Consider the following 21557-nt stretch of genomic DNA (forward strand, 5'->3'; position numbering starts at 1 on the left):
TTACATCAGTCCTTTCAGGTAGACGAAGCTGAAGATGAAAATCCAAACAACGTCCAGGAAGTGCCAGTAAAGTGAGAAAATAAATGCTTTATTGGCCGTAAGGTGATTGATTCCACGTCTGCTCATTTGAATCAGAATCGCGATTCCCCACAGAATCCCTCCTGTTACGTGGGCTCCGTGTGTTCCAAGCAAGGTAAGTAATGCAGATGTGAAGCCGCTCGTTTGGATGGAAGCTCCTTCGTGTACATAATGGAAGAACTCATAAATCTCAATGCCTAGGAAAGCTAATCCTAGGACAAGCGTAATCGAGAACATCACCATCATTGCTTTTTTCATGCCCATACGCATAGCATGAATAGCAATCCCAATGGTAAAGCTACTTGCCAAAAGAATAAAGGTTTCAGCTAAAACCCCACTAAGAGCGAAGATATCGCTCCCGGCAGGTCCGTCACCTATACGATTTTCTAGTACAAAGTAGACAGTAAACAATGTAGCGAATAAGACAATTTCAGCTCCAAGGAAAATCCAGAAGCCAAGTATTTTAAGCTGATTTTGTTCAGTACTATATTCCAATGGTTGAGAGGCATCTATTTTCATTTTGTCTCACCTCGCAGTTTTCTTTCTTCTTCTTCGATTTCTTCTACAGATATATGGAATCCATGATCATCCTTGAAAGAACGTGCAAACATTAGATAGATAATTGGAAGTGCCGTGATAATGGCCGGAATCCACATACTGAATACCATGAAGAATCCCCAGAAGAAGAAGCATACAGCCATAAGAAATGGCTTAAAGTCACTATTAGGCATGTGTATTTCTTCTACAGGTCGTTTAAACAGATTATGTGTGCCTTTCTTATGATCCCACCAGGAGTCTACGGAATCCACTTCAGGTGTGATAGCAAAGTTATAGGCCGGAACAGGAGTTTTTGTTGCCCATTCCAATGTACGGCCACCCCATGGATCTGCGTCTCCTGCCAATCTTGGAGCATAACGGAAGCTCCAATAGAAGCTGTAAACGAGAACAATAAAACCAATTGCTAAACCAACAGCACCTAAAGATGCGATAAGGTTCAAAGGTCCATATCCAGTTTCTTCAGAGTACGTATACATTCTTCGGTTCATTCCTTTTAGCCCTAAAGCGAATAGAGGAAGGAATGTTACGTTGAATGAAATAGAGATGATCCAGAATGCAATTTTCCCTAATTTCTCGTCTAATTTGAAACCAAAGATTTTTGGGAACCAGAAGTACATTCCAGCTAATACCCCGAAAACGGTTCCTGGTATTAAAACATAGTGGAAATGGGCTACTAGGAACATTGTATTATGGTATTGATAATCCGCACTTGCCATAGCTAGCATAACGCCTGTGACTCCACCAAATGTGAAGATTGGTATGAATGCTAGAGCGTATAGCATTGGCGTGGTGATTTCAATTTTCCCTTTATACATCGTAAGGAGCCAGTTGAAAATCTTAACCCCTGTCGGTACAGCGATTAACATGGTTGTAATCGAGAAGAAGCTGTTTGCCATAGCTCCTTGTCCCATTGTATAGAAATGGTGAACCCATACAGTAAAGGATAGAGCAGAGATGGCAAGCATACTGAATACCATCGATTTATAGCCATACAGATTTTTTCTTGAAAATGTTGAAATGACTTCACTGAATATACCGAAGGCAGGAAGAATAACGATATATACTTCAGGATGACCCCATACCCAGAATAGGTTGGCCCAAAGCATATCCATTCCGCCATCTTGCATAGTGAAAAATTGTGTAAAGAACAAACGGTCAAACATCATTAATGCAAGAGCCACTGTTAGAACTGGGAATGCAAAAACGATAATGATGCTAGTGATTAGAATAGACCATGTGAACATTGGCATTTTCCATATGGTCATACCTGGTGCTCTCATTTTTAAAATGGTAACGATAAAGTTAATACCAGTTAACAGTGTCCCAATACCGGCAATTTGAATCGCAATACTGTAGTAGTTATTCCCTACAGTGGGGCTGAATTCTATACCTGCCAGTGGGAAGTAGGCTGACCAGCCGGCATCCGGTGATCCCCCAATAACGAACGAAATGTTAAATAGCATTGCTCCGGCAAAGAATAACCAGAAGCTAATTGCGTTTAAATAAGGAAAAGCAACGTCACGAGCCCCAATTTGAAGAGGCACTACAATATTCATTAAACCAATGATAAATGGCATTGCCATAAATAAAATCATGATAACGCCATGTGTTGTAAATACTTCATTATAATGCTGCGCATCAAGGAAGCCGCTTTCTGGTCGAGCCAGCTGTCCACGCATCATTAAACCGTCAATACCTCCACGGAATAACATGACTAATGCACAGAGAATATACATAACACCAATACGTTTATGATCAACGGTGGTGAGCCATTCATCCTTAAGCCAGCGCCATTTCTTAAAATAGGTTAAGCCGATAACGATAGCCAGGGACACAGCGACAATACTTACCATTGCACCATAAATTAACGGGCCACCATGTACTATAAATTTATCCCAATCCAAGGTAGTAACTCCTTTCTTATAAAAGCTTTAATTTTAATGATTTGAATGATCTTCGTGTTCTGAATTGCCTTTTTCTGTGTCTTCATCAAAGATATTGTCTGCTTCATCGCTCTCGTTTGATGGAGATGGTTCAGAACCGCCGTTGTGGTGTCCTTCAGGTGGAGGACTGAAATCCAAGTGAGTAGAAGAATAGGCTTGTCTGCCGACGTGTGCTGTATCAAGCAGTTTTTCAAATTTTTCTTCTGTTAATTTACCTTCATTTGCTTTCACATCACTAACCCATTCTTCGAAATCATCCGGAGTCATAGATAGTGCTTCAAAATCCATATGGGCGTAGCCTTCGCCACTGAAGTTTGCATTTCTTCCCATCATGGATGCTGGTGTTTCAGCTACAAAGTTTAGTTTAGTTACCATGTCACTCATGGCATATTTCTGACCGCCAAGCTGTGGAATCCAGAAGCTTGTAATTGGTCCATATGAATATAGACGGAATTCTACGACTCTATCAGTTGGAATGTTTACATAGTTAACCGTTTCAATACCTTGTTCTGGATAACTAAAATGCCATTTCCAGTTTGAAGAAGCTGCATAGATTACCAATGGTTTTTGATCTTCATAGCCTTTTGGTTTTCCTTCTACTTCAAAAGTAGTTTTCACAGTAACTACTGCTAAAATAGCTACAATGATAATCGGAATGATGGTCCATGTTATTTCAAGCGCTTTGCTGCCTTCCATATGAGGAGGCTCGTAATCTTTTGGAGCTTTGGATGCACGATATTTATATAAAATAACGATAAAAAGTACATAAACTATAATCACAACAGCTGCCATTAAAGCCATTGAGAAAAGAATGGCATTAGATTGTGTTTTCGCTACAGGACCGTTTGTGTCAAATACAACCCAGTCACATCCTGCTAACATAAGAATAGACGCCATCATGGAACTTAAAAGTGCCCATTTTTTATTCATATTTTTCCCCTTCCTAATGTAATAAGTAAATTTGAGCTATGTAAGGAAAATTGATGTAAATCTGCACACTGATGTAGTTATAATTTCCCTTGCTTGTAGCTATTTAGGTATAATTCATACATTTGCCATACCCCTGATTTTCAATATAATAACTGAATTTCAAAATTACAAATATATGAAACCAAAAGAAGAGATGGAAATCTCCAATTATGACAAAGTTGTGAACAAATTAACATTTAATTATATTATTAGAATTAAATGTAAAAATACTCGTTTGAAAGTTACATTTTAGGCGAATACTAGGTTACAAAATTTGAAAGTGCCTATTATACAGAAAAAGACTTTCGATCAGTATCTAAAAGGCTTAAACTTATGGATAAAAGTAGAAAAGTAAAACGGGAGTTATATAATGAAAGAAAAAGAGTATGATAATTTATTACATATAAATACGATCGGCGATCAAGCTGGATTTTATCATTCCCTGCATTATCACCGGTATGAACCAACACCGTACTGGATCTTGGAAAGATTATTGGCTGAGTACGACATTAAAAGTGACGACCATGTCGTGGATTTCGGATGCGGAAAGGGAAGGTTAAATTTCTTTCTTCATTACAAAACTGGAGTATATATAAGCGGGATTGAAATGAATGAACAATTTATTCATGAAGCTAAAGAAAATCTTAAGAACTACACATACAAGGGGAAAGAGCGTATTAAGTTTCACTGTTGCCTGGCTGAGGAGTTTGAGATCCAGCCAACCGATAATCGGTTCTATTTCTTTAATCCTTTTACGATTCAAATTTTCCGCCAAGTTCTTAATCGTATCCTGTTATCCGTTGAAGAGACATATCGCGAAGTGCATCTGATATTGTATTATCCATCTGAGGATTATATATACTATCTAGAAAACCACACAATATTTGAACTGTATAAAGAGATTATTTTGACAGAAGCGAATCCGCTTGAAAGAATTCTTATTTATCGGCTTGCTTATTAATTAGAGTAAAGGAATTCAAGTGGAGAAGCCTTTAGTCACATATAGTTCGAGTGAATATAAGGAAAGTATGTGAAGCGGTATCCTCGAAGGAGATTGGAGAATAAATAAAGTGTAATAAAGCTGTATCTCAACTGGAAAAGAGTCGGGCTCAATCAGAATTTGGAGCGCCTGCTCTTTTTCTCGATAAAGCAAAGAAGGTTTTTGACCAGGGGATATCTGGAATATTGATCGTCATGTGATACTATAGATTTAAAGTAGAGACATAAAATACGACATCCTATAGATAAACCAATTTGGGGGGCAAGACGTATGAATCCATATATGAAAGTCGCTGTAGAAGAAGCGTACGAAGGAATCAAGCAAGGGCATGGCGGACCGTTTGGAGCTGTTATAGTCAAGGATGGAACGATCATTGGTAAGGGCCATAACAGGGTGATTAAGGAGCTTGACCCAACCATGCATGGAGAAATTGTTGCCATTAAAGAAGCATGCCGTCAGATAAATCACTTTGATTTATCTGGAGCAGAGCTTTATACAACGGCTGAACCTTGTCCAATGTGTTTAGGAGCCATACTTTGGGCCGGCATAACGAAGGTTTATTATGGATGCGATCGATTAGATACGGATAAGATTGGTTTTAGAGATGATATTTTTTATAAAATGATTGATGGGAAGCTATCGTATGATTTGCTCCAAGTTGATCATAAAGAATGTGATGAACTATTCAAAGCATATCAAGTAATGGAGAATAAAGTGTCTTATTAAAATCTCTAAACTTTTATAAAAAAATCAACTATAACTCTCGGTTAGATAGAATACCGTCATTTCTAATCTAGTCCTAAAGGAGAATGCATATGTCAGGTAGTTCTCATGTTATTCCAACTAATGATTTCAAGAAAATATTGTTAGAACGCCGTTCCATCAAAAGTTATGATCCATCGGTGAAAATCAGTCGTGAAGAAATGACTGATATAATTAGCGAAGCGACACGAGCGCCATCTTCAACGAATCTTCAGCCTTGGCATTTTCTTGTCATTGAAAGTGATGAAGCCAAAACGAAATTAATGGAAATCGCTTCACCGACCAATCATGTGAAAATCGATACTTCGTCGGTAACGATTGCGATTTTTGGTGACTTGCAGAATACATTGAAAGCTGATGAAATTTATAGCGCAAATGTAGAGCTTGGGATATGCCTGCTGAATATAAAGAGCGGCAGCTTGAGGGGATACTGGGATGGATTACGTCTCTAACTGAACAGGATCGTAGAGATATCGTCATGACAGATTGTGGCCACGTAGCTATGCAATTGATGCTCGTGGCTCGCGCTCACGGGTATGACACCAATCCTATTGCCGGATACGATAAAACGCGCATTAACGATGTGTATGGATTAGACAAAAAACGATATGCTCCGGTCATGATTTTGACCATGGGCAAAGCGGCTGATAATGGATTCCCCACTATGCGTCTGGCAGTAGACAAAGTTGTGGAATGGAAATAAAGATTTCGCGGACGAATGATTAAGATCCGGTAGGGAGCAGGTAACAACCTGCTCCTTTTTTTGGTTAAAAGTGAACACATGTATCTGGGTAATTGTGTAATTGATGTAAATGAAATTTGTTGGATAAATATTTAAATAAGATTTACTATTCTACATATACGTTCAGCGATAGGAGCTGATCCAATCAATCATTATTTAAAAATAACTGCAATGCTTGTAACACAGTTGTAGTATCAGTAAAGAAAACATTTTCATTTAAATGCTGTCAATAGTTATTTTATAGGATAAAAGTGGCGACTTTACAAAAAGAGGGACTTGATTATCATAATGTGGAAAAAAGGATGAGATAAATGGGTTTGTTGATATATCAATATATTAAGTTCGGTATCTCCACTCAGTGTTATATGTCTAATATCCTATGTTTCTTGGTCTGGTAGTTTATGGTTCTAATGTTACAAAAAACTCATGTTACGATAGGGTTGTCGATTGAACAAACATCTAACAGGAGGAGAATTATCGATGAAACGTAAGCTTATTCTTACAATTGGTGCAGCGGCGGCACTTTCTTTTACAGCTATGACAGGTGCGGAGGCTGCCAGCGTATCTTCTAAACCAAATACAACTACTTCATATAAATTCATATACGGAGGAATGATTAAATTCCCAGGTGGGTTTATTCAATTCCCGAATAGTAATAACACAGGACAGGATTCTAATTCCGACTCAACTGGTTCGGTAGAAGGGAATACCGAAAATACAGATACTCCAACAGTTGAAGAAAATAATTCAGATTTTGATCAAGCAGAATCAAGTGATTATGAAGTAAGCGTATATGAGCAGGAAGTTCTTGAGCTTACGAATGCGGAACGCGCTAAACAAGGACTAGAACCATTAGCATTGGATACAGAATTAAGCCAAGTGGCACGTGTAAAATCTGAGGATATGCAAAAGAATAATTATTTCAGCCATACAAGTCCAACTTATGGGTCTCCATTTGATATGATGGATCAATTCGGTGTCTCTTACAGAGCAGCAGCTGAAAATATCGCTATGGGACAACGTACACCAGAAGAAGTGGTAAATGCATGGATGAATAGCGATGGCCACAGAAAAAATATTTTAAGTTCAAGCTATACTCATATTGGAATTGGTTATGTAGAGAATGGAAACTACTGGACGCAAATGTTCATTGGTAAATAAGAGAATGCAAGTATGATAGATTTTCAATAAGGCTGGTCCAAAAGGAAGTGAAAACTTACCTTTTGGGCCAGTTTTTTTATATTCACTCAAACTATATATAAACAATTTTTAGGTTTATTAGAACTAAATGTAAAATAAGGACAATTGTGGGTAATGTATAGGTAAGCTGCGCAGAATTATAGAAATCTGAGGTGGAGATATGAGTAAACAATGGTGGAAGGAAAGTGTCGTTTATCAGGTTTATTGGAGGAGCTTTTACGATAGTAATGGAGATGGGTATGGAGATTTACGTGGTGTAACAGAGAAACTTGATTATATAAAAAAGTTAGGGGCAGATGTCATTTGGCTCAATCCTTTTTATCTTTCTCCTGATAAAGATAATGGATATGATATCTCCGATTATTATTCCGTTATGCCTAAAGCGGGCAGCATGGAGGATTTTGAGGAATTAATCAATGAAGCGAACAAAAGAGACCTGAAAATTATATTGGATTTGGTCGTAAACCATACATCCAATGAGCATAAGTGGTTTAAAGAGTCTAGATCCAGCAAGGATAGCCCCAAAAGAGATTGGTATATTTGGAGAGATGGAATTCAGGAGAATCCGCCAAATAATTGGCGTTCCTATTTTTCCCCGTCTGCATGGGAATATGATGAAAGGACTAAACAATACTATTTTCATTCATTTGCTGCAGAACAGCCTGATTTAAATTGGGAGAACAAAGAAGTACGTAATGAAATATATCGAATCATGCATTTTTGGCTGAAGAAAGGAATTAATGGGTTTAGGCTCGATGCCATCGCCTTGCTTGCGAAGCTGGAGGGGTTTCCAGATGCGGAGGATCCTTATGATATTCGTTATCTGACCAATCATCCGAAAGTTCATGATTATTTACGGGAGATGAATGAGCAGGTATTCAGTCATTATGATATGTTAACTGTCGGAGAAGTCGCTTATGTATCACCGGAGCAGGGTTTATTATATATAGATAAGGACCGCCATGAATTGAATACCTTGTTTCACTTCGAAGTATGTGATGAAATGCCGACTTGGAACTTGAAAAAATTTAAAGAGATTCAGGAAAGATGGTATGAAGGGTTAAGGGAGAAGGGCTGGAATTCACAATTTCTAAATAATCATGATCATACTAGAGTGGTTACGAGATATGGTGATGATACGGAGCATCGTGTTCAGTCTGCTAAGCTATTTGCAGCTATGATTCATTCTTTGCCGGGAATTCCCTATATTTATCAAGGGGAAGAAATAGGTATGACAGGGATTCGTCTCTCTTCGATTGATGAATATAATGATATTGCGATGAAAAATCAGTATGCTGAATTAGTTTCTAAGGGAGCGGATCCACAAGAGGTACTTTGTAATTTACAGCCATTGAGCAGAGATAATAGCCGTACACCTATGCAATGGACCAGTGGGAGACAGGCGGGATTTACAACAGGCAAGCCGTGGATTGGGGTTAATCCAAACTATCAAACAATTAATGTGGATAATGAATTACTACATTCAAATTCAATCTTTTATTTTTATCAAAAACTAATTGAGTTAAGAAAAAAGCACAAGGTCTTCGTATATGGGGACTATCTGGAAATTTTTAAAGGGCATCCTCATCTTTATGGATATATAAGAAGCTATGCGAATGAGACGATTTACTTTGTCTCGAATCATCAGTCGAAATCTATTGAGGTTAATCTGAACAATGAAATGAACTTGAGCAAATCGTCTTTACTAATTTCCAACTATAATGAAGAATCAACTCTAAAATTGAATGCCTTTGAAGCGCGTATTTATCTAGTCATGGGAGAACATGAAGTCCGGGGAATACGATAGGGGAAAGAGTATAGCGGCGGAGAAACGTGACAAACGGAAAATGAGAAATTGAAATGGATTCCATCGATAGCAATGTAGATCTTAATAAACAGGTAGTAAAATAAGATTCCGAATCGTTCGGAAGGTGGTTCTGAACATGAGAATGTTGTTTCGAACGATTCGGAAGGGGTTTAATCACCCTAAGAAATTGGTTGCCTTCGCTGGCATCGATCCAAGTGTCCATTCATCTGGCAAGTTTACAACGAAGACGAATCGGATTATAAAGCGAGGTCCAGCAGGCTAAGGCACAGTTTGTATCTAGCTGTTTTATGTGGAATAAGAAGTTCCAGAAAGAAGAAGCTCAATGAGTTCTAGAATTGTTAACGTATTTAAGAACGGCTGTTACACGTTGTGTTGGTTTGAAAAAGATCCAAGCTATTAAACAGCAGCCAGTACATCTATTGGTATTCGTCAGGGCGCAGATATGGCGAAATTGGAGTTGGAAAAAACATTGATTGAGAAATATGAATTTCTGCAATCTAAATTCGAAGAATTAGATGCCAAAATAGATGGCTTAATTGATCAGGTACCAGGTGTTTCACAAATGATGGCGATTAAAGGAATTGGAAGAGATACTGTCGCAGGCTTCTTTGCGGAAGTCGGAGATCTAAATGAGTACTCCCATCCTAGGCAAATCATGAAACTGGCTGGACTGAGTTTAAAAGAAAATACCTCTAGTAAACACAAGGGACAAACGAGGATTACAAAGCGAGGAAGAAAGAAACTGCGGGCTTTATTGTTTAGGGTGTGTATGATCCTGGTTGCGAAGAATTCAGCATTCAAGGCACTTCATGCTTATTATACGCAGCGATCTGACAACCCTTTGAAAAAGTTGCAGTCTATCATTGCTTTGTGTAATAAACTTATTCGGATCTTATTTGCCATCGGCAAAAGGCCACTTGAGTTTCAGGAAGAAAAGTTGTTGAAGGATATCCCTCATATGGCAAGCTATCAAGAAGCTGAAGCAGTCGCATAACTCATGTGTAAATAGGATGGAAGAGTCTTATGATATCGATGGCTATTGGACACTTGAAGCACGGATTAGTCAGTCACGCAACTAAACTTCGGGCATGGACCCTGTGGGGCAGTGGCAGTATAACTGACCTCCACCTCATGGAAAGGTTGGACGAAAGAATTTGAGAGCGAAGACTCTTTGAGATATAGGTGGTTAGACCTCTATGAGACATGTGGATATCCTTTAGTGCGATCATAGAACAACCATTATCCAATTTTTGTATAGGATTGGCTAGTTGGTTATGAGTCTTTTTCTTTGAATAACCAAATCCTTATGAGATAGTTTCAACCATCGAGAAGATAACCAACTGTCATTAAACGACTAAGTAAATCTTTGAAAACAGGAGAAATCGAGAGATTTCGCTTTGTATATTGAGGGAGGTTAGTTGAAGAAGAGAAATGACCTTTTTATGTTGCATTTGACCAAAACGGTGCGGACTGAGAAGGAGCGAGAAATATGGAAGGAATGTGGTGTGATTTTTGTGGTGACAAACCTAGTACTGGCAAAATCAAGGTACAATTCAAGAGCACACATCTCCTTTTCGACTTGTTTTTGGACAATTCAAGTATATGAAAAGTGGATCATATGTGCTCTTTTTTGTCCTTTTTAGTGGACACCCCAACATTTAGTATAGAACCAAAAAAACTTGTTCGGATAATCGAGATAATAACACGCAAAAACGCTTGGACTAAACAATCCAAGCGTTCTTACAGTTTTGCCATCAAGAAGGTTTTGAGAATTTATTTTTTATGGTTGATCTTAATTTTATGAGACTTGTCAACTTCTTTTTTAGGTACTTCAATATAGAGCATACCATTTTTGCTTTCAGCTTCAATGCTATCAACATCAATATTGGGCGGCAAAGTTAATGTCCGATAGAAGGAGCCGTAGCTATGTTCTTCCACATGCATATGGGTCTCTTTCTCTTCATGTTTGCTGTGTAAACTCTTTTCACCTTTAACAATCATGACGTTACCTTCCATCTCAATATCCACTTCTTCAGGATCTACACCTGGTATCTCCATTTCGACTGTATAGCAATCTTTCTTTTCTGATATATTTATTGCCGGCACTAAATGGTCTTGATTTGAGAAAAATGAGTTAGAAAAAGGTGAATCATCAAAGAAACGGCGCACAAGTCCATTCCAATCATCCGCGAAGGTTGGCTGTCCGAGTTGTTTTTCCGGATTTCTGTGACGTATTGGTTTCATAGCTTTTAATCTCTCCTTATACACATTTTTCAAGACATTTTGGCATATACCCCTTTCTACTTGGATTAAACTATATAAATATAATAATTTTTTTGGTAAGGCTGTTTTCGCATAGAGTGTTGTTCCTGAATAAAAGAAGTTGATTATCCATTTTATGGTATTGCCAAATGGAGGTAGCTTATTCAACAAGGGACAGGTTAGTTTAACAATTCGAACATTCAAATGGTTGTACATCAAGGATTTCATGACCCTGTTTTTGAATGAAGGCAAGAAAAGTCGAGAAAACATGAAATACAAAAAGATGTGCTGTCTATTCGGAACCCGCAGCAATTAGATGATATGAAAGAGACCTGCGTGTCAGGAATCTTTTCTAATCTGTATTTTATGTCAGAATACCGAATTAAATTTTCTTATTATTCATTTTTTAGTCAATACGAGCTGAATGTTGGATTTGCAACAAATGTGAAGGAAGAACATTATTTACTTGCCACATTTTGAAGTTGGGGCATTTATGGTGTTGCCATGGCATGTGTAAAGGGGAAAGAAACTTTACATACGGCGACCGTTTGACAACTATCATTTTAGGCTAGTATATAGAACCCATTCTATATACTTTTTTTATCAAATCTTTTAAACAGTATGTTTCAGGGAATTCATTAATATCAGTTGGCATCTATAAAATTGAAGGCAGTATGATCTTCTTAGTTGTTAATCTAATTCTTATTACATACTTGTTCATATGAATAAAAGAATTTCTAGCTCAAAAGTATATGAACAGGTGGTGAAGTGCTGATTTTGCGCTTCATGGATGGCTAACGGGAGCATTTGTTGAATAACGGGTCAATAGTAAAAATCCTTACGAAAACTGCCTTTCTTTTTGATGAATAGAATGAACAGGATTTGCCTGTACATACTAATACTATTTAGTACTTGGACTACTTGGTACTGGCTTTAGTAAAGCGTTAGTTCAGCGGGAGATAAAGTGGATGAAAATAATAATGAAAATAACCTTAATACTTATTCTGGCAAGCGGATGCTTGAATGTTGGTCCGGTAGTTAGTAAAGCGGAAACCACTCAGGATGAGTTAACATTGGCTCTGACACCGGAGGCATTGAAAGGGGTTGATCCTTTAGTATTTTCCTCAGCCAATGCTACACCAATCCTTCAAAGCACTTTATTATCGCTTGATAAGGATATGGAAATTACATATGACTTAGCTGATGAATACCAGGTCAGTGATGATAAATTGACCTGGGAGTTTAAACTTCGAGATGATGCTTACTTTTCGAATGGTGAACAGGTAAAAGCAAATGATGTAGCTTTTACATTTAATATGGCTAAGTACAGTGGATGGAAGGAGTTAGCATTCTTAAAAGAAGCTGTGGTGCTCGATGATTACACTGTCCATTTTCAATTTGAGAAGCCCCTATCAACCTTTAGTTATACGGCTGCTCAATTGGGAATTGTTCCTGAAAATCAATACGATAATTTTTACACATTAAATCCGATTGGTTCGGGGCCTTTTATCTTAAAGGAATGGAAGGAAGGAGAACAGGCAGTTTTCATTAGAAATGAACAGTATTATGGAAATAAACCTTTTTTCAAAAAGATTACGATTCTTTTTATGGATGAGGAAGAAGCCTATGCAGCCGTACAAAAAGAGGGGATAGATGTGGCTCAGACATCTCCTGCTTATGCAAGTGTTGGTGTGGATGGAATGGACATCAATGCTTTTAAAGGCATCAATCAGTATGGAATTGCCTTTGTTACGGTACCTTCAGGAGCAGAAATTGATGGAAAGCAGGCAGGAAATGACGTGACAAGTGAACGGTCTATTCGACAGGCAATTAATTTAACGGTTGATCGTGAGTATATTATCGATGAAGTTTTATATGGATATGGGAAAGAAGCATACACTAATGCTGAACAGCTTCCATGGGGCTACAAAGATACAAAATCAGAATACAATAATAGAGAAAAGGCTGAGGAAATTTTAAAAATAGCAGGATGGGCAGATACAGATGAAGATGGTGTTCTTGAAAAAGAGGAACTCAAAGCGAAATTTAAGCTGCAGTTTTTGGAATCCGATTCTATTGCACAGGCCATGGCGAAGATCTTCAAGAAGCAATTAACAGAGCTGGGTATTGAGGTAGAATTGGTCGGTCAAACATGGGCGGACATCAGTGCAAATAAGTTTAAAGATCCGATTATCATGCGAGCGGGAAATCATAATCCCTTTGATGTATATAGCAGGTACCATACGGACAGTATTGGAACAGGATTTTATAATACGAATTTATATTCTTCTGATGAAGTGGATCAACTGATAGAAGAGGCTCTAGACAGCGGTGATTTTAAGTTGTGGAAAATGATTCAGAGGCAGACTGCAGAGGATGTGCCATGGATGTGGTTGGTTAATCCAGACCATTTATTCTTTGTGAAAAAAGAATTAAATATAGGTGAGCAGACATTTGAATCAAATGAGCAGCCTTTCTTTGTTTTCAATAATATCGAGGAATGGAAATGGGAAGAATAATATAAAAAACCTCTCCTTAATGGGAGAGGTTTTGAGTTTCTTGAGAGTTAATTTGTTCATCAGCTCTATTTGGACGCTTAATAAAGAAGGAAAGGATAAGAGCGAAAGCAGCGATAAAGGTAGCTACAAAGAAAGCATCGTTAATTCCATTAACCGTAGCTTGAGCACCTATTTCAGCCTTCATTTGAGCAATAGCTTCAGGACTTGGTTGGCCTGTCAGTTTGCTCATTGCTTTTTCAGCTAATTCTTCCGCATGAATTTTCGTACGCGACGTCATGACCGATACAAGCAAGGCAGAACCAATCGCACCGGATACTTGATTAAGTGTATTGTTTATAGCTGTACCATGTGGATTCATTCGGGCAGGTAATGAATTCATTCCATTTGTCATAACGGGCATCATGACCATTGAAATCCCTAACATACGAATGGAATACATGACAATTAATGTTGTATAAGAGGTGTCCATTGTTAATTCACTGAAGAAATATGTTGTGATTACTGTGATCGTTAACCCGACTATAGCAAGAACACGACCGCCGAATTTATCAAATAGATTACCGGTAACAGGTGACATAATCCCCATAATAATGGCCCCTGGAAGCATTAATAAACCTGAATCCAATGGAGAAATCCCACGTATATTTTGTAGGTAAATTGGCATTAGAATCATAGCTGAGAACAACGCCATATTTACAACAATCGAAATTGCCGAAGATAAGGAGAACATTGGATGTTTATAGACACGGAAATCGAGCATAGGCTCTTCCAATTTAAATTGGCGAACAATCAACAAAATTAAGGCGATTGTGCCGGCAATCAGAGTGCTGTATACCTCGACATCTCCCCAGCCTTTATCACCTGCTGAGCTAAATCCATATAATAATCCACCAAATCCGATACTAGATAAAATCACGGATAATGTATCTAATGAAGCGTCACTTTTTTCTTTCGTATCTTTTAATTTAAAGATTGAAAGGAGTAGAACAATCACCGCGATTGGGATAATCATATAGAACAGATATCTCCATTCGTAATGTTCGATAATCCATCCTGATAATGTTGGTCCAATTGCAGGGGCAAAAGTCATCACAAGACCTAAAACGCCCATTGCAGATCCACGTTTTTCAATTGGGAAGCTGGTTAAAAGAACGTTCATTAAGAGTGGCATCATAATGGCAGAGCCTGCTGCTTGAATCATTCTTCCAATTAATAACAGTGTGAAACTCGGAGCAAATCCGGAAAAGACGGTTCCGATTGTAAACAAAATCATCGCGGTTATAAATAAATTCCTAACTGAGTACTTCTGGATTAAGTATGCAGTCGTAGGAATGATAATTCCGTTTATAAGCATATATCCTGTTGCCAGCCATTGAATAGTTGTTGCCTGAACATCAAAATCCGTCATCATGGACGGAAGGGCAACATTCAATAAGGTAGAGTTCAAAATTGAAACAAATGCACCGGCTAAAAGAATAGCTATGATTCCATAATTAGGACGCACTTGTTGTTTTTCTATTGTTGCCATGTACTTCTCTCCTTTAATTTATACTAAGTGTTTAATTTTTAGACTCTGAATTCATGTTGAATATATTACTCCCTTTCCCCTCGTTTGGCAATTAAAAGAATTCAGTATTTACAAATTTGTATTTACCCAAAAAATAAGCTAATATACACTCAAATAACTGAAGAAGTCATAGGAATGGATTGAGTTGTTATGAACGTAAGGAAAAAGGAAGTCGTTAATCATGCGAAGAAACTTTTCATTGAAAAGGGCTATAGAAATACCTCTATTCAAGAGATTTTAGAGGATAGCGGGATATCCAGAGGTACGTTTTATAATTACTTCCCGTCTAAAAGTGAGTTATTCAAAGCTGTATATGATGCGTTCCTTGAGGAGTATCATAAACAGCGGGATGAATTGATTATTGGAAGAGATCTAAGTGATATAGACATCTTTATAGAACAACTTCATATACAAAGAAAATCACATTCTCATAATCAATTATTTCTTCTTATAGAAGATGTAATGGTTTCGAATGATGTTGAATTAAAGGAATATTTGAAACAAACACGATGGTTATATTTAAATTGGATTTACAACCGTCTAGTCGATCTATTTGGGGTGGAGAAGAAACCATATTTGTTAGATTGTGCGATTCTCCTTTCCTCGATGCTTCAACATCACATGCATTTTTATAGTATCGCAAAAGGAGACAATGATACGAAAAGAGCCATTCGTTATTATTTAGATTGCATAAAGGTGATTGTGGATGATTTGAGTAAGAATGATGTTGTTTTAATTGAACCGGAAGTCTTAAATAGGTTTATTCCGAATGCCCCTAAGGGAAATAGAGATTTTTGCTACGATTTAATCCAAACCGTTAACAAACTGAAGACATACCTTGAGCAAGAGGCTTTAGAACCGGAGTATCGCGTGGAAAAGTTACAAATAATTGAATTTCTGCAGGACGAACTATTGCATAATAAAGCCCCGCGCCATTATGTAGTTAAAAATATGATTGCTTCTTTAAATCTCGATCCTATCTTAGTGAGTAATGCTTACTATGGAGATTTTAAAGAGATTATTATGGAGTGGTTGGATAAGTAATAAAAGAGCCATGCTACGCAAGTCGTTGTTTGCCAGCATGGCTTTTATATATTTCGTATGATAATTATTATGAAACGATTTTAAGACCAATAGCGGATAGTAAGATAATCACTATGAAAAATATTCGCTTTATACTTTTAGCTTCTCCAAATAAAACCATACCGATTAATGCTCCGCCAGAAGCACCAATTCCCGTCCATACAGCATAGGCTGTTCCCATGGGAAGTGTCTTCATTGCGAACGATAGACTGAAAAAACTGCCGGAAAATCCGATGATTAAAAGAAGTAGAGATAACAAATCTCTTTTTTTATTAAGTCTATTAATCATACCTACACCGAAAATTTCTAAAAATCCAGCGACAATCAATGCGAACCAGGCCATTAGAGGTTAGCCTCCTTTTTGGAACTGTCCTCATCAGTCACCATTTTCAATCCGATTACCCCTATTAATAAGAGAAGGATCAATCCTATTTTCTCTATCTTTAAAGGTTCACCAAAAAAGAGAACTTCTGCAATAACTGTTCCGACTGTCCCTAATCCAACAAAGACAGCGTATACCGTACCAACCGGTAGATAACGACTTGCATCAATCATCATGTAGAAGCTGATACAAATAGCTAGAAGTGTAATCAGCCACATCCAAATAGTATCTGCATTTTTAAGACCGCTTACCCAGATGACTTCAAAGAAAGCTCCGATAAAAACCTTTACCCAATGTTTATTCATTATGCCACTCCCTTGTTGGTAAACTATATAGTAGCCTATTATCTTGTTATTCTGTTCATTTTAACAATTATCCAGTTAGTATGCGAGTAGAGAAATTGCGAGGAAGTTTGGTAAACTGATTATATAAGAAGGGTGCGGAGGTGCAATTATATGGATACTCCAACTGTTTCAACTAAGGAATTAATAAAAAATATTCGTTATATTGGGGATACTTACCCAAAAGATGAGCTGGACCGGTTATTGAAACGGGAGGATACTATTACTGAACTAATAGATATTTTAAATCTGGTTAGTCAGGAACCGGAATTATTTTTAAGTGAACGGGATCGATTTGACCACATTTATGCTGCTATTTTATTAGGGCAGTTAGGCGCGAGAGAAGCATTTTATCCATTTTTAGAAATATTAAAATTACCGAATGATCTAGCATTGGATTTATATGATGAGTATTTAGTTACAACGGCAGGACGAATCCTAGCTGATACTTATCCTGGCGAAATAATAATGGATGGGAATTCTCCTTCATTTCCGGATTTGGATGCTTTATTTGAATTAATAGATGATATATCTTTGGATGAGTGTATTCGGGCGACGGGTATTCAGGCGATTACCTCCCTTGTCCTGCAAAAACGTATATCAGGGGAAATGATTGAATATTACTACCATGATCTTCTACGGGGTGATCTCGATGATGAGACTGGTTATATCTATACCATTTTAATTGATTCATGTATGGTGCTTAATTTTCGAAATCTATATGACGATATCGAGGAGGTATTCGCTCTAAAGAAAGTAGATGCCTTTCATATGTCATTCGATGATGTAGCGTCTCAATTCAGAAATTATGATCCAATGTATGCCAATGATTATTGCCCCATCACAAACATTCATGAAGAGTTCACTTGGTGGAATGGTCAATTTCAACCAGATAATACCAGGAATATTGGGGAACTAAAAGTAGGTAGAAATGAACCATGTCCATGCGGAAGTGGAAAGAAGTATAAGAAATGCTGTGGTAAATCCTAATTTATCGTTTGAACAAGATAGGTTAGTTGGTTGTAAATGTTATTGTCTTGTATAGTAAAGCTGCCATTTTTATGGTGGCTTTATTTTGTTTTCTATGCAATCAAGGCAAGTTTAAAAGATAGCCGATTAACGGATAATCACTTATATATTCCGAGAATTCATACTATAATATATCTATTATACCAAAGTTTGGAAGTGGTGATTTGGATGGGGCTGGAGTTACAGAAACCGAATCGATTGAGTAGGGGAGACCGTATCGCTGCAGTCAGTCTTTCTTGGGGAGGAGCGGGTGACCCTGATATCCGTTGGCGTTATCAAATAGGAAAGAACCGGTTGGAGGAATTCGGCTTAGAAGTTGTTGAGTTACCGCATACGTTAAAGGGTTCTGAGTATGTGCACGAGCATCCAGAGGAGAGGGCGCGAGATTTGATGAATGCCTTTGGGGATCCTTCCATTAAGGCAATATTCTCCTGCATAGGCGGGGATGACAGTATTCGGATACTGCCCTATATCGACTACGAAATTATCAAAAAGAATCCTAAGATTTTCCTTGGATATTCTGATTCAACTGTGACTCATTTTATTTGTTATAAGGCAGGTTTAATGAGTTATTATGGTCCATCGATATTAGCTGAGTTCGCAGAAAATGTAGAGGCTTTTGACTATACAAATCATTGGGTGAAGAAGGTTTTATTTTCTGGAGAACACATTGGCAAGGTGGAGCCACCAACTGAATGGACCAGTGAATATATCCCATGGGAACAACAGAATTGGACACGTAAAAGAAAGACAGTTCCCCATCGTGGCTATGAGGTGTTACAGGGCGAAGGGATACATACGGGGAATTTATTGGGTGGATGCATGGATGTACTTGAAATGCTTAAAGGAACTGTAGTTTGGCCCGCACAAGCCGAATGGAAGGATAACCTTTTGTTTTTTGAGACATCAGAAGTGAAGGTAAGTCCGGATCTGTTTATTAGTTGGCTCCGTAGTTATGGGGCTCAGGGAATTTTGCAAAATGCTAAGGGCTTGTTATTTTCCAAGCCATACGATGATTGCTATTACGATGAATATAAGAAAGCAATCCTGATGGTGGTGCGAGATGAGCTTAAGTTACTGGATATGCCAATTTTCTATAATATGAGTTTTGGGCATACGTCTCCAATGAGTACAATCCCTCTTGGAGCGATGGGTGAATTAGATTGTGAACGAAAAACGTTTAGTATACTGGAATCTGGTGTGAGGTAAAAGGTAAAAAAACAGTATCCCAATCATTGAACAAATTGGGATACTGTTGAAGTTTACCGATATGAATCATGACTTGGGTGAAATAAATCTTCTTCCGCATTTCTTACAATTGAAAAATGTTCAACATTGTAATGACCATGTAGAGTCTTATTATGGTGTTGGATGATTTGTTCAGGGTCTATAATTTCATTGCCATTTGTAGAATGTCCATCACCAACTAATGTGACATCAAATCCGTTAATAGTGGCTGTTCTAACTGCACTATCAATACAGTGTTGTGTCTCGCAGCCCATTATAACAATATGTTCTATTTCTTTAGAGTGTAAATAATTTAAAAGTCCGGTCCCATGAAAGGCATTCGTTGCTACCTTGTCGAAGATTTTTGCTTCTACTGGTACATGAATTTTATCATGAATTTGAAATCCCTTACCTTTACCACCAGCAACATCAAGATCTCTTACAAATACAATAGAAACATTTGCTTCTTTGGCCTTATCAATGACTAAATTAATAGTCTGGATTAGTCTCTCTTTCATGAAAACAGCCTTTACTTCTTTATTCCCATCCATTAATTCTTGTTGTCCATCGATCACTAGCAATAATTGATTCAACTCATTTTCCCCTTTCAAATAGGGAGAAACCCTCTTTTATTTAGCGGTATTCCCCAGGTTATCAATCACACTGCGGTATTTTTTATTATTCATACGAATTACCTCCCAGTTAAAATACTAGCTAAAAACCAGCGCATTGAATTTTCAGACAATTAAACCTTAACATAGCCTGATTTAAAAAGATATGTAGAAAAAAGCCACCGATAGTTTCGGTGACCATGATGGTGATATGAACTTGGTTTAGATACTTTTATTCCGGTCAAATAGATAACTTTCTCCCTTTTCATATAAGGCAATCGATTGTCTAACCCATTTCTGTTTAGGAATGAATTTATGGACAAGAATAGCAGCAACTATTCCAAGAACAGCACCTACTAAAATATCGACGGGATAATGAACCCCGACATAGATTCGGGAAATAGAAAGAAGGAGTGCTAGTGCTGCCCATAAATACCAGAATCGTCTCCGGAAGAGGGCAATAGATATACAAACAGAGAAGAATACAATCGTATGATCACTAGGAAACGAGTTTCCAACCTCTTTTTCAATTAACTTGTTAACATTGGACCAAACAGCAAATGGTTGATGATGGGAGTAGATTAACCCGATCAATTTGCCGGTTACTTCAGCGACAAAAAATGAAATAACGGCACTAACCACCATTAATTTATTTTCTGTTTTACGAGTTAGCCAATAAAACAACAGAATAAGTATCAAGCAATAAACCGTATATTCAGCGAAAAAAATAAAAAGGGGGTTTATATCAGGATATTCCTTACCTATGTCATTGACCGCACGAAATAATGTAATATTTGCTTCTGAATTAGTCATTTTTTCATTTCCTCCCAAGTTATTCTATTATGGATAATTTACTCGGATTTTTCAAGAGATTCTATAACTCATTAGTTCTAAGCATTCAGATCGTTTAGTTGTAAGAGTATATTGTGTTAAAATTTAACAAAATCATGAATGAGAGGAGGATTAGGAGGATGAAACTACCTTTATCTGCAATGGAACGGAGTTATCTTCGTAAAAACCGGGTTCGAATAGACCAAATTCCTACTAAAACGACGGATGAATTAAGAGATATCTTGAATTGTTCGGAAAATCGGGCAAAAGAATTGAAGGGTCTTTCAGAATTTCAGCAAATACCTTCAATTGGGCTGGGTGCAGCCAAGATGATGGTACGTGAACTGCAGTTCTATTCTGTAAGCGAAGTCAGAAACGAAAATCCTGCAGAATTATTTGATCGCTATGAAGAGTTGATAGGCTGCCGTGTCGATCCATGTGTAGAAGATCAGCTCCGCTGCATTGTTTTTCATGCCAATGAATTAAATAGTGTACTGGAGTGGCCAGATTTTACGGAGGAAAGGAAAGCGTATCGAAATATCCATGGATATCCGCTGAATCGCCCTGAAAAAACAGGATTAAAAAATTTATCACGTTTGACATCTCAGAATGGTCGAAGTTAAAA

At 37.6% G+C, this 21557-nt stretch carries 18 protein-coding genes and 3 pseudogenes; 12 read left to right on the forward strand and 9 right to left on the reverse strand.

Features of this window, described 5'->3' with window-relative positions:
- From qoxC to qoxA, 3 genes are read right to left on the reverse strand one after another with little or no spacing between them, the layout of a single operon-like run.
- Positions 1–597 carry a cytochrome aa3 quinol oxidase subunit III gene (qoxC, locus tag AC58NB_RS13105; protein ID WP_497427289.1) on the reverse strand — a complete coding sequence of 199 codons (597 nt, stop codon included), beginning with the start codon at positions 595–597 and terminating at the stop codon, positions 1–3.
- Positions 594–2540 (reverse strand): cytochrome aa3 quinol oxidase subunit I, encoded by a 1947-nt coding sequence (qoxB, locus tag AC58NB_RS13110; protein ID WP_497427290.1) that lies wholly within the window; start codon positions 2538–2540, stop codon positions 594–596. Before qoxB ends, qoxC begins: the two co-directional genes overlap by 4 nt.
- A 33-nt stretch (positions 2541–2573) precedes the next feature.
- Positions 2574–3509, reverse strand: a complete 936-nt coding sequence (gene qoxA / locus AC58NB_RS13115) for a cytochrome aa3 quinol oxidase subunit II (protein WP_497427291.1) — start codon at positions 3507–3509, stop codon at positions 2574–2576.
- A gap of 409 nt (positions 3510–3918) precedes the next feature.
- Here qoxA and AC58NB_RS13120 point away from each other — a divergent pair, with 409 nt between their 5' ends.
- The 7 genes and pseudogenes from AC58NB_RS13120 to AC58NB_RS13150 form a co-directional block, all read left to right on the forward strand.
- A complete protein-coding gene (locus AC58NB_RS13120; RefSeq protein ID WP_497427292.1) occupies positions 3919–4509 on the forward strand; it encodes a methyltransferase domain-containing protein in 591 nt (196 codons plus the stop codon).
- Positions 4510–4818: 309 nt separating this feature from the next.
- Positions 4819–5274 (forward strand): nucleoside deaminase, encoded by a 456-nt coding sequence (locus tag AC58NB_RS13125; protein ID WP_497427293.1) that lies wholly within the window; start codon positions 4819–4821, stop codon positions 5272–5274.
- Between the two features lie 83 nt (positions 5275–5357).
- Positions 5358–6013: pseudogene (locus AC58NB_RS13130) on the forward strand (nitroreductase family protein).
- A 519-nt stretch (positions 6014–6532) separates the two neighbouring features.
- Positions 6533–7213, forward strand: a complete 681-nt coding sequence (locus tag AC58NB_RS13135) for a CAP domain-containing protein (RefSeq protein WP_497427294.1) — start codon at positions 6533–6535, stop codon at positions 7211–7213.
- Between the two features lie 199 nt (positions 7214–7412).
- Entirely contained in the window at positions 7413–9059 is a 1647-nt protein-coding gene (locus AC58NB_RS13140; RefSeq protein WP_497427295.1) for a glycoside hydrolase family 13 protein, read from the forward strand.
- 169 nt (positions 9060–9228) lie between these two features.
- Positions 9229–9398 (forward strand): annotated as a pseudogene (locus AC58NB_RS13145) (transposase); the annotation flags it as partial.
- A 14-nt stretch (positions 9399–9412) separates the two neighbouring features.
- Positions 9413–10074: pseudogene (locus tag AC58NB_RS13150) on the forward strand (transposase); the annotation flags it as partial.
- A gap of 779 nt (positions 10075–10853) precedes the next feature.
- Here the strand turns inward: AC58NB_RS13150 and AC58NB_RS13155 are convergent.
- Positions 10854–11324, reverse strand: a complete 471-nt coding sequence (locus AC58NB_RS13155; RefSeq protein ID WP_497427296.1) for an Hsp20/alpha crystallin family protein — start codon at positions 11322–11324, stop codon at positions 10854–10856.
- Positions 11325–12310: 986 nt separating this feature from the next.
- Between AC58NB_RS13155 and AC58NB_RS13160 the strand changes: the two genes are divergently transcribed.
- The gene (locus tag AC58NB_RS13160; RefSeq protein WP_497427297.1) at positions 12311–13861 is read left to right on the forward strand and encodes an ABC transporter substrate-binding protein; all 1551 of its coding nucleotides are present in this window, start codon (positions 12311–12313) and stop codon (positions 13859–13861) included.
- A 16-nt stretch (positions 13862–13877) separates the two neighbouring features.
- Here AC58NB_RS13160 and AC58NB_RS13165 read toward each other — a convergent pair whose 3' ends face one another.
- Positions 13878–15389, reverse strand: coding sequence for a DHA2 family efflux MFS transporter permease subunit (locus AC58NB_RS13165; protein ID WP_497427298.1), 1512 nt, complete (start codon positions 15387–15389; stop codon positions 13878–13880).
- A gap of 189 nt (positions 15390–15578) precedes the next feature.
- On the opposite strand from AC58NB_RS13165, the gene AC58NB_RS13170 reads away from it, so the two are divergent.
- Complete coding sequence (locus AC58NB_RS13170) at positions 15579–16472, forward strand: TetR/AcrR family transcriptional regulator (protein WP_497427299.1); 894 nt, start codon at positions 15579–15581, stop codon at positions 16470–16472.
- Positions 16473–16539: 67 nt separating this feature from the next.
- On the opposite strand, the gene AC58NB_RS13175 is transcribed toward AC58NB_RS13170, so the two are convergent.
- Positions 16540–16854: a DMT family transporter gene (locus AC58NB_RS13175; RefSeq protein WP_497427300.1), complete on the reverse strand. Its 315-nt coding sequence runs from the start codon at positions 16852–16854 to the stop codon at positions 16540–16542.
- On the reverse strand, positions 16854–17198 hold the full coding sequence (locus AC58NB_RS13180) for a DMT family transporter (protein ID WP_497427301.1): 345 nt from the start codon (positions 17196–17198) through the stop codon (positions 16854–16856). Before AC58NB_RS13180 ends, AC58NB_RS13175 begins: the two co-directional genes overlap by 1 nt.
- 150 nt (positions 17199–17348) lie before the next feature.
- Here AC58NB_RS13180 and AC58NB_RS13185 point away from each other — a divergent pair, with 150 nt between their 5' ends.
- Complete coding sequence (locus tag AC58NB_RS13185; protein ID WP_497427302.1) at positions 17349–18224, forward strand: DUF1186 domain-containing protein; 876 nt, start codon at positions 17349–17351, stop codon at positions 18222–18224.
- Between the two features lie 207 nt (positions 18225–18431).
- Positions 18432–19472, forward strand: coding sequence for a S66 family peptidase (locus AC58NB_RS13190; protein WP_497427303.1), 1041 nt, complete (start codon positions 18432–18434; stop codon positions 19470–19472).
- A 53-nt stretch (positions 19473–19525) separates the two neighbouring features.
- On the opposite strand, the gene AC58NB_RS13195 is transcribed toward AC58NB_RS13190, so the two are convergent.
- Positions 19526–20083, reverse strand: a complete 558-nt coding sequence (locus tag AC58NB_RS13195) for an isochorismatase family protein (RefSeq protein ID WP_497427304.1) — start codon at positions 20081–20083, stop codon at positions 19526–19528.
- A 240-nt stretch (positions 20084–20323) separates the two neighbouring features.
- A complete protein-coding gene (locus AC58NB_RS13200) occupies positions 20324–20914 on the reverse strand; it encodes an undecaprenyl-diphosphatase (protein WP_497427305.1) in 591 nt (196 codons plus the stop codon).
- A 158-nt stretch (positions 20915–21072) separates the two neighbouring features.
- On the opposite strand from AC58NB_RS13200, the gene AC58NB_RS13205 reads away from it, so the two are divergent.
- Positions 21073–21555, forward strand: coding sequence for a helix-hairpin-helix domain-containing protein (locus tag AC58NB_RS13205; protein WP_497427306.1), 483 nt, complete (start codon positions 21073–21075; stop codon positions 21553–21555).
- The last annotated feature ends 2 nt before the right edge of the window (positions 21556–21557 follow it).

It is taken from the genome of Pradoshia sp. TA40_28 (assembly GCF_059694525.1).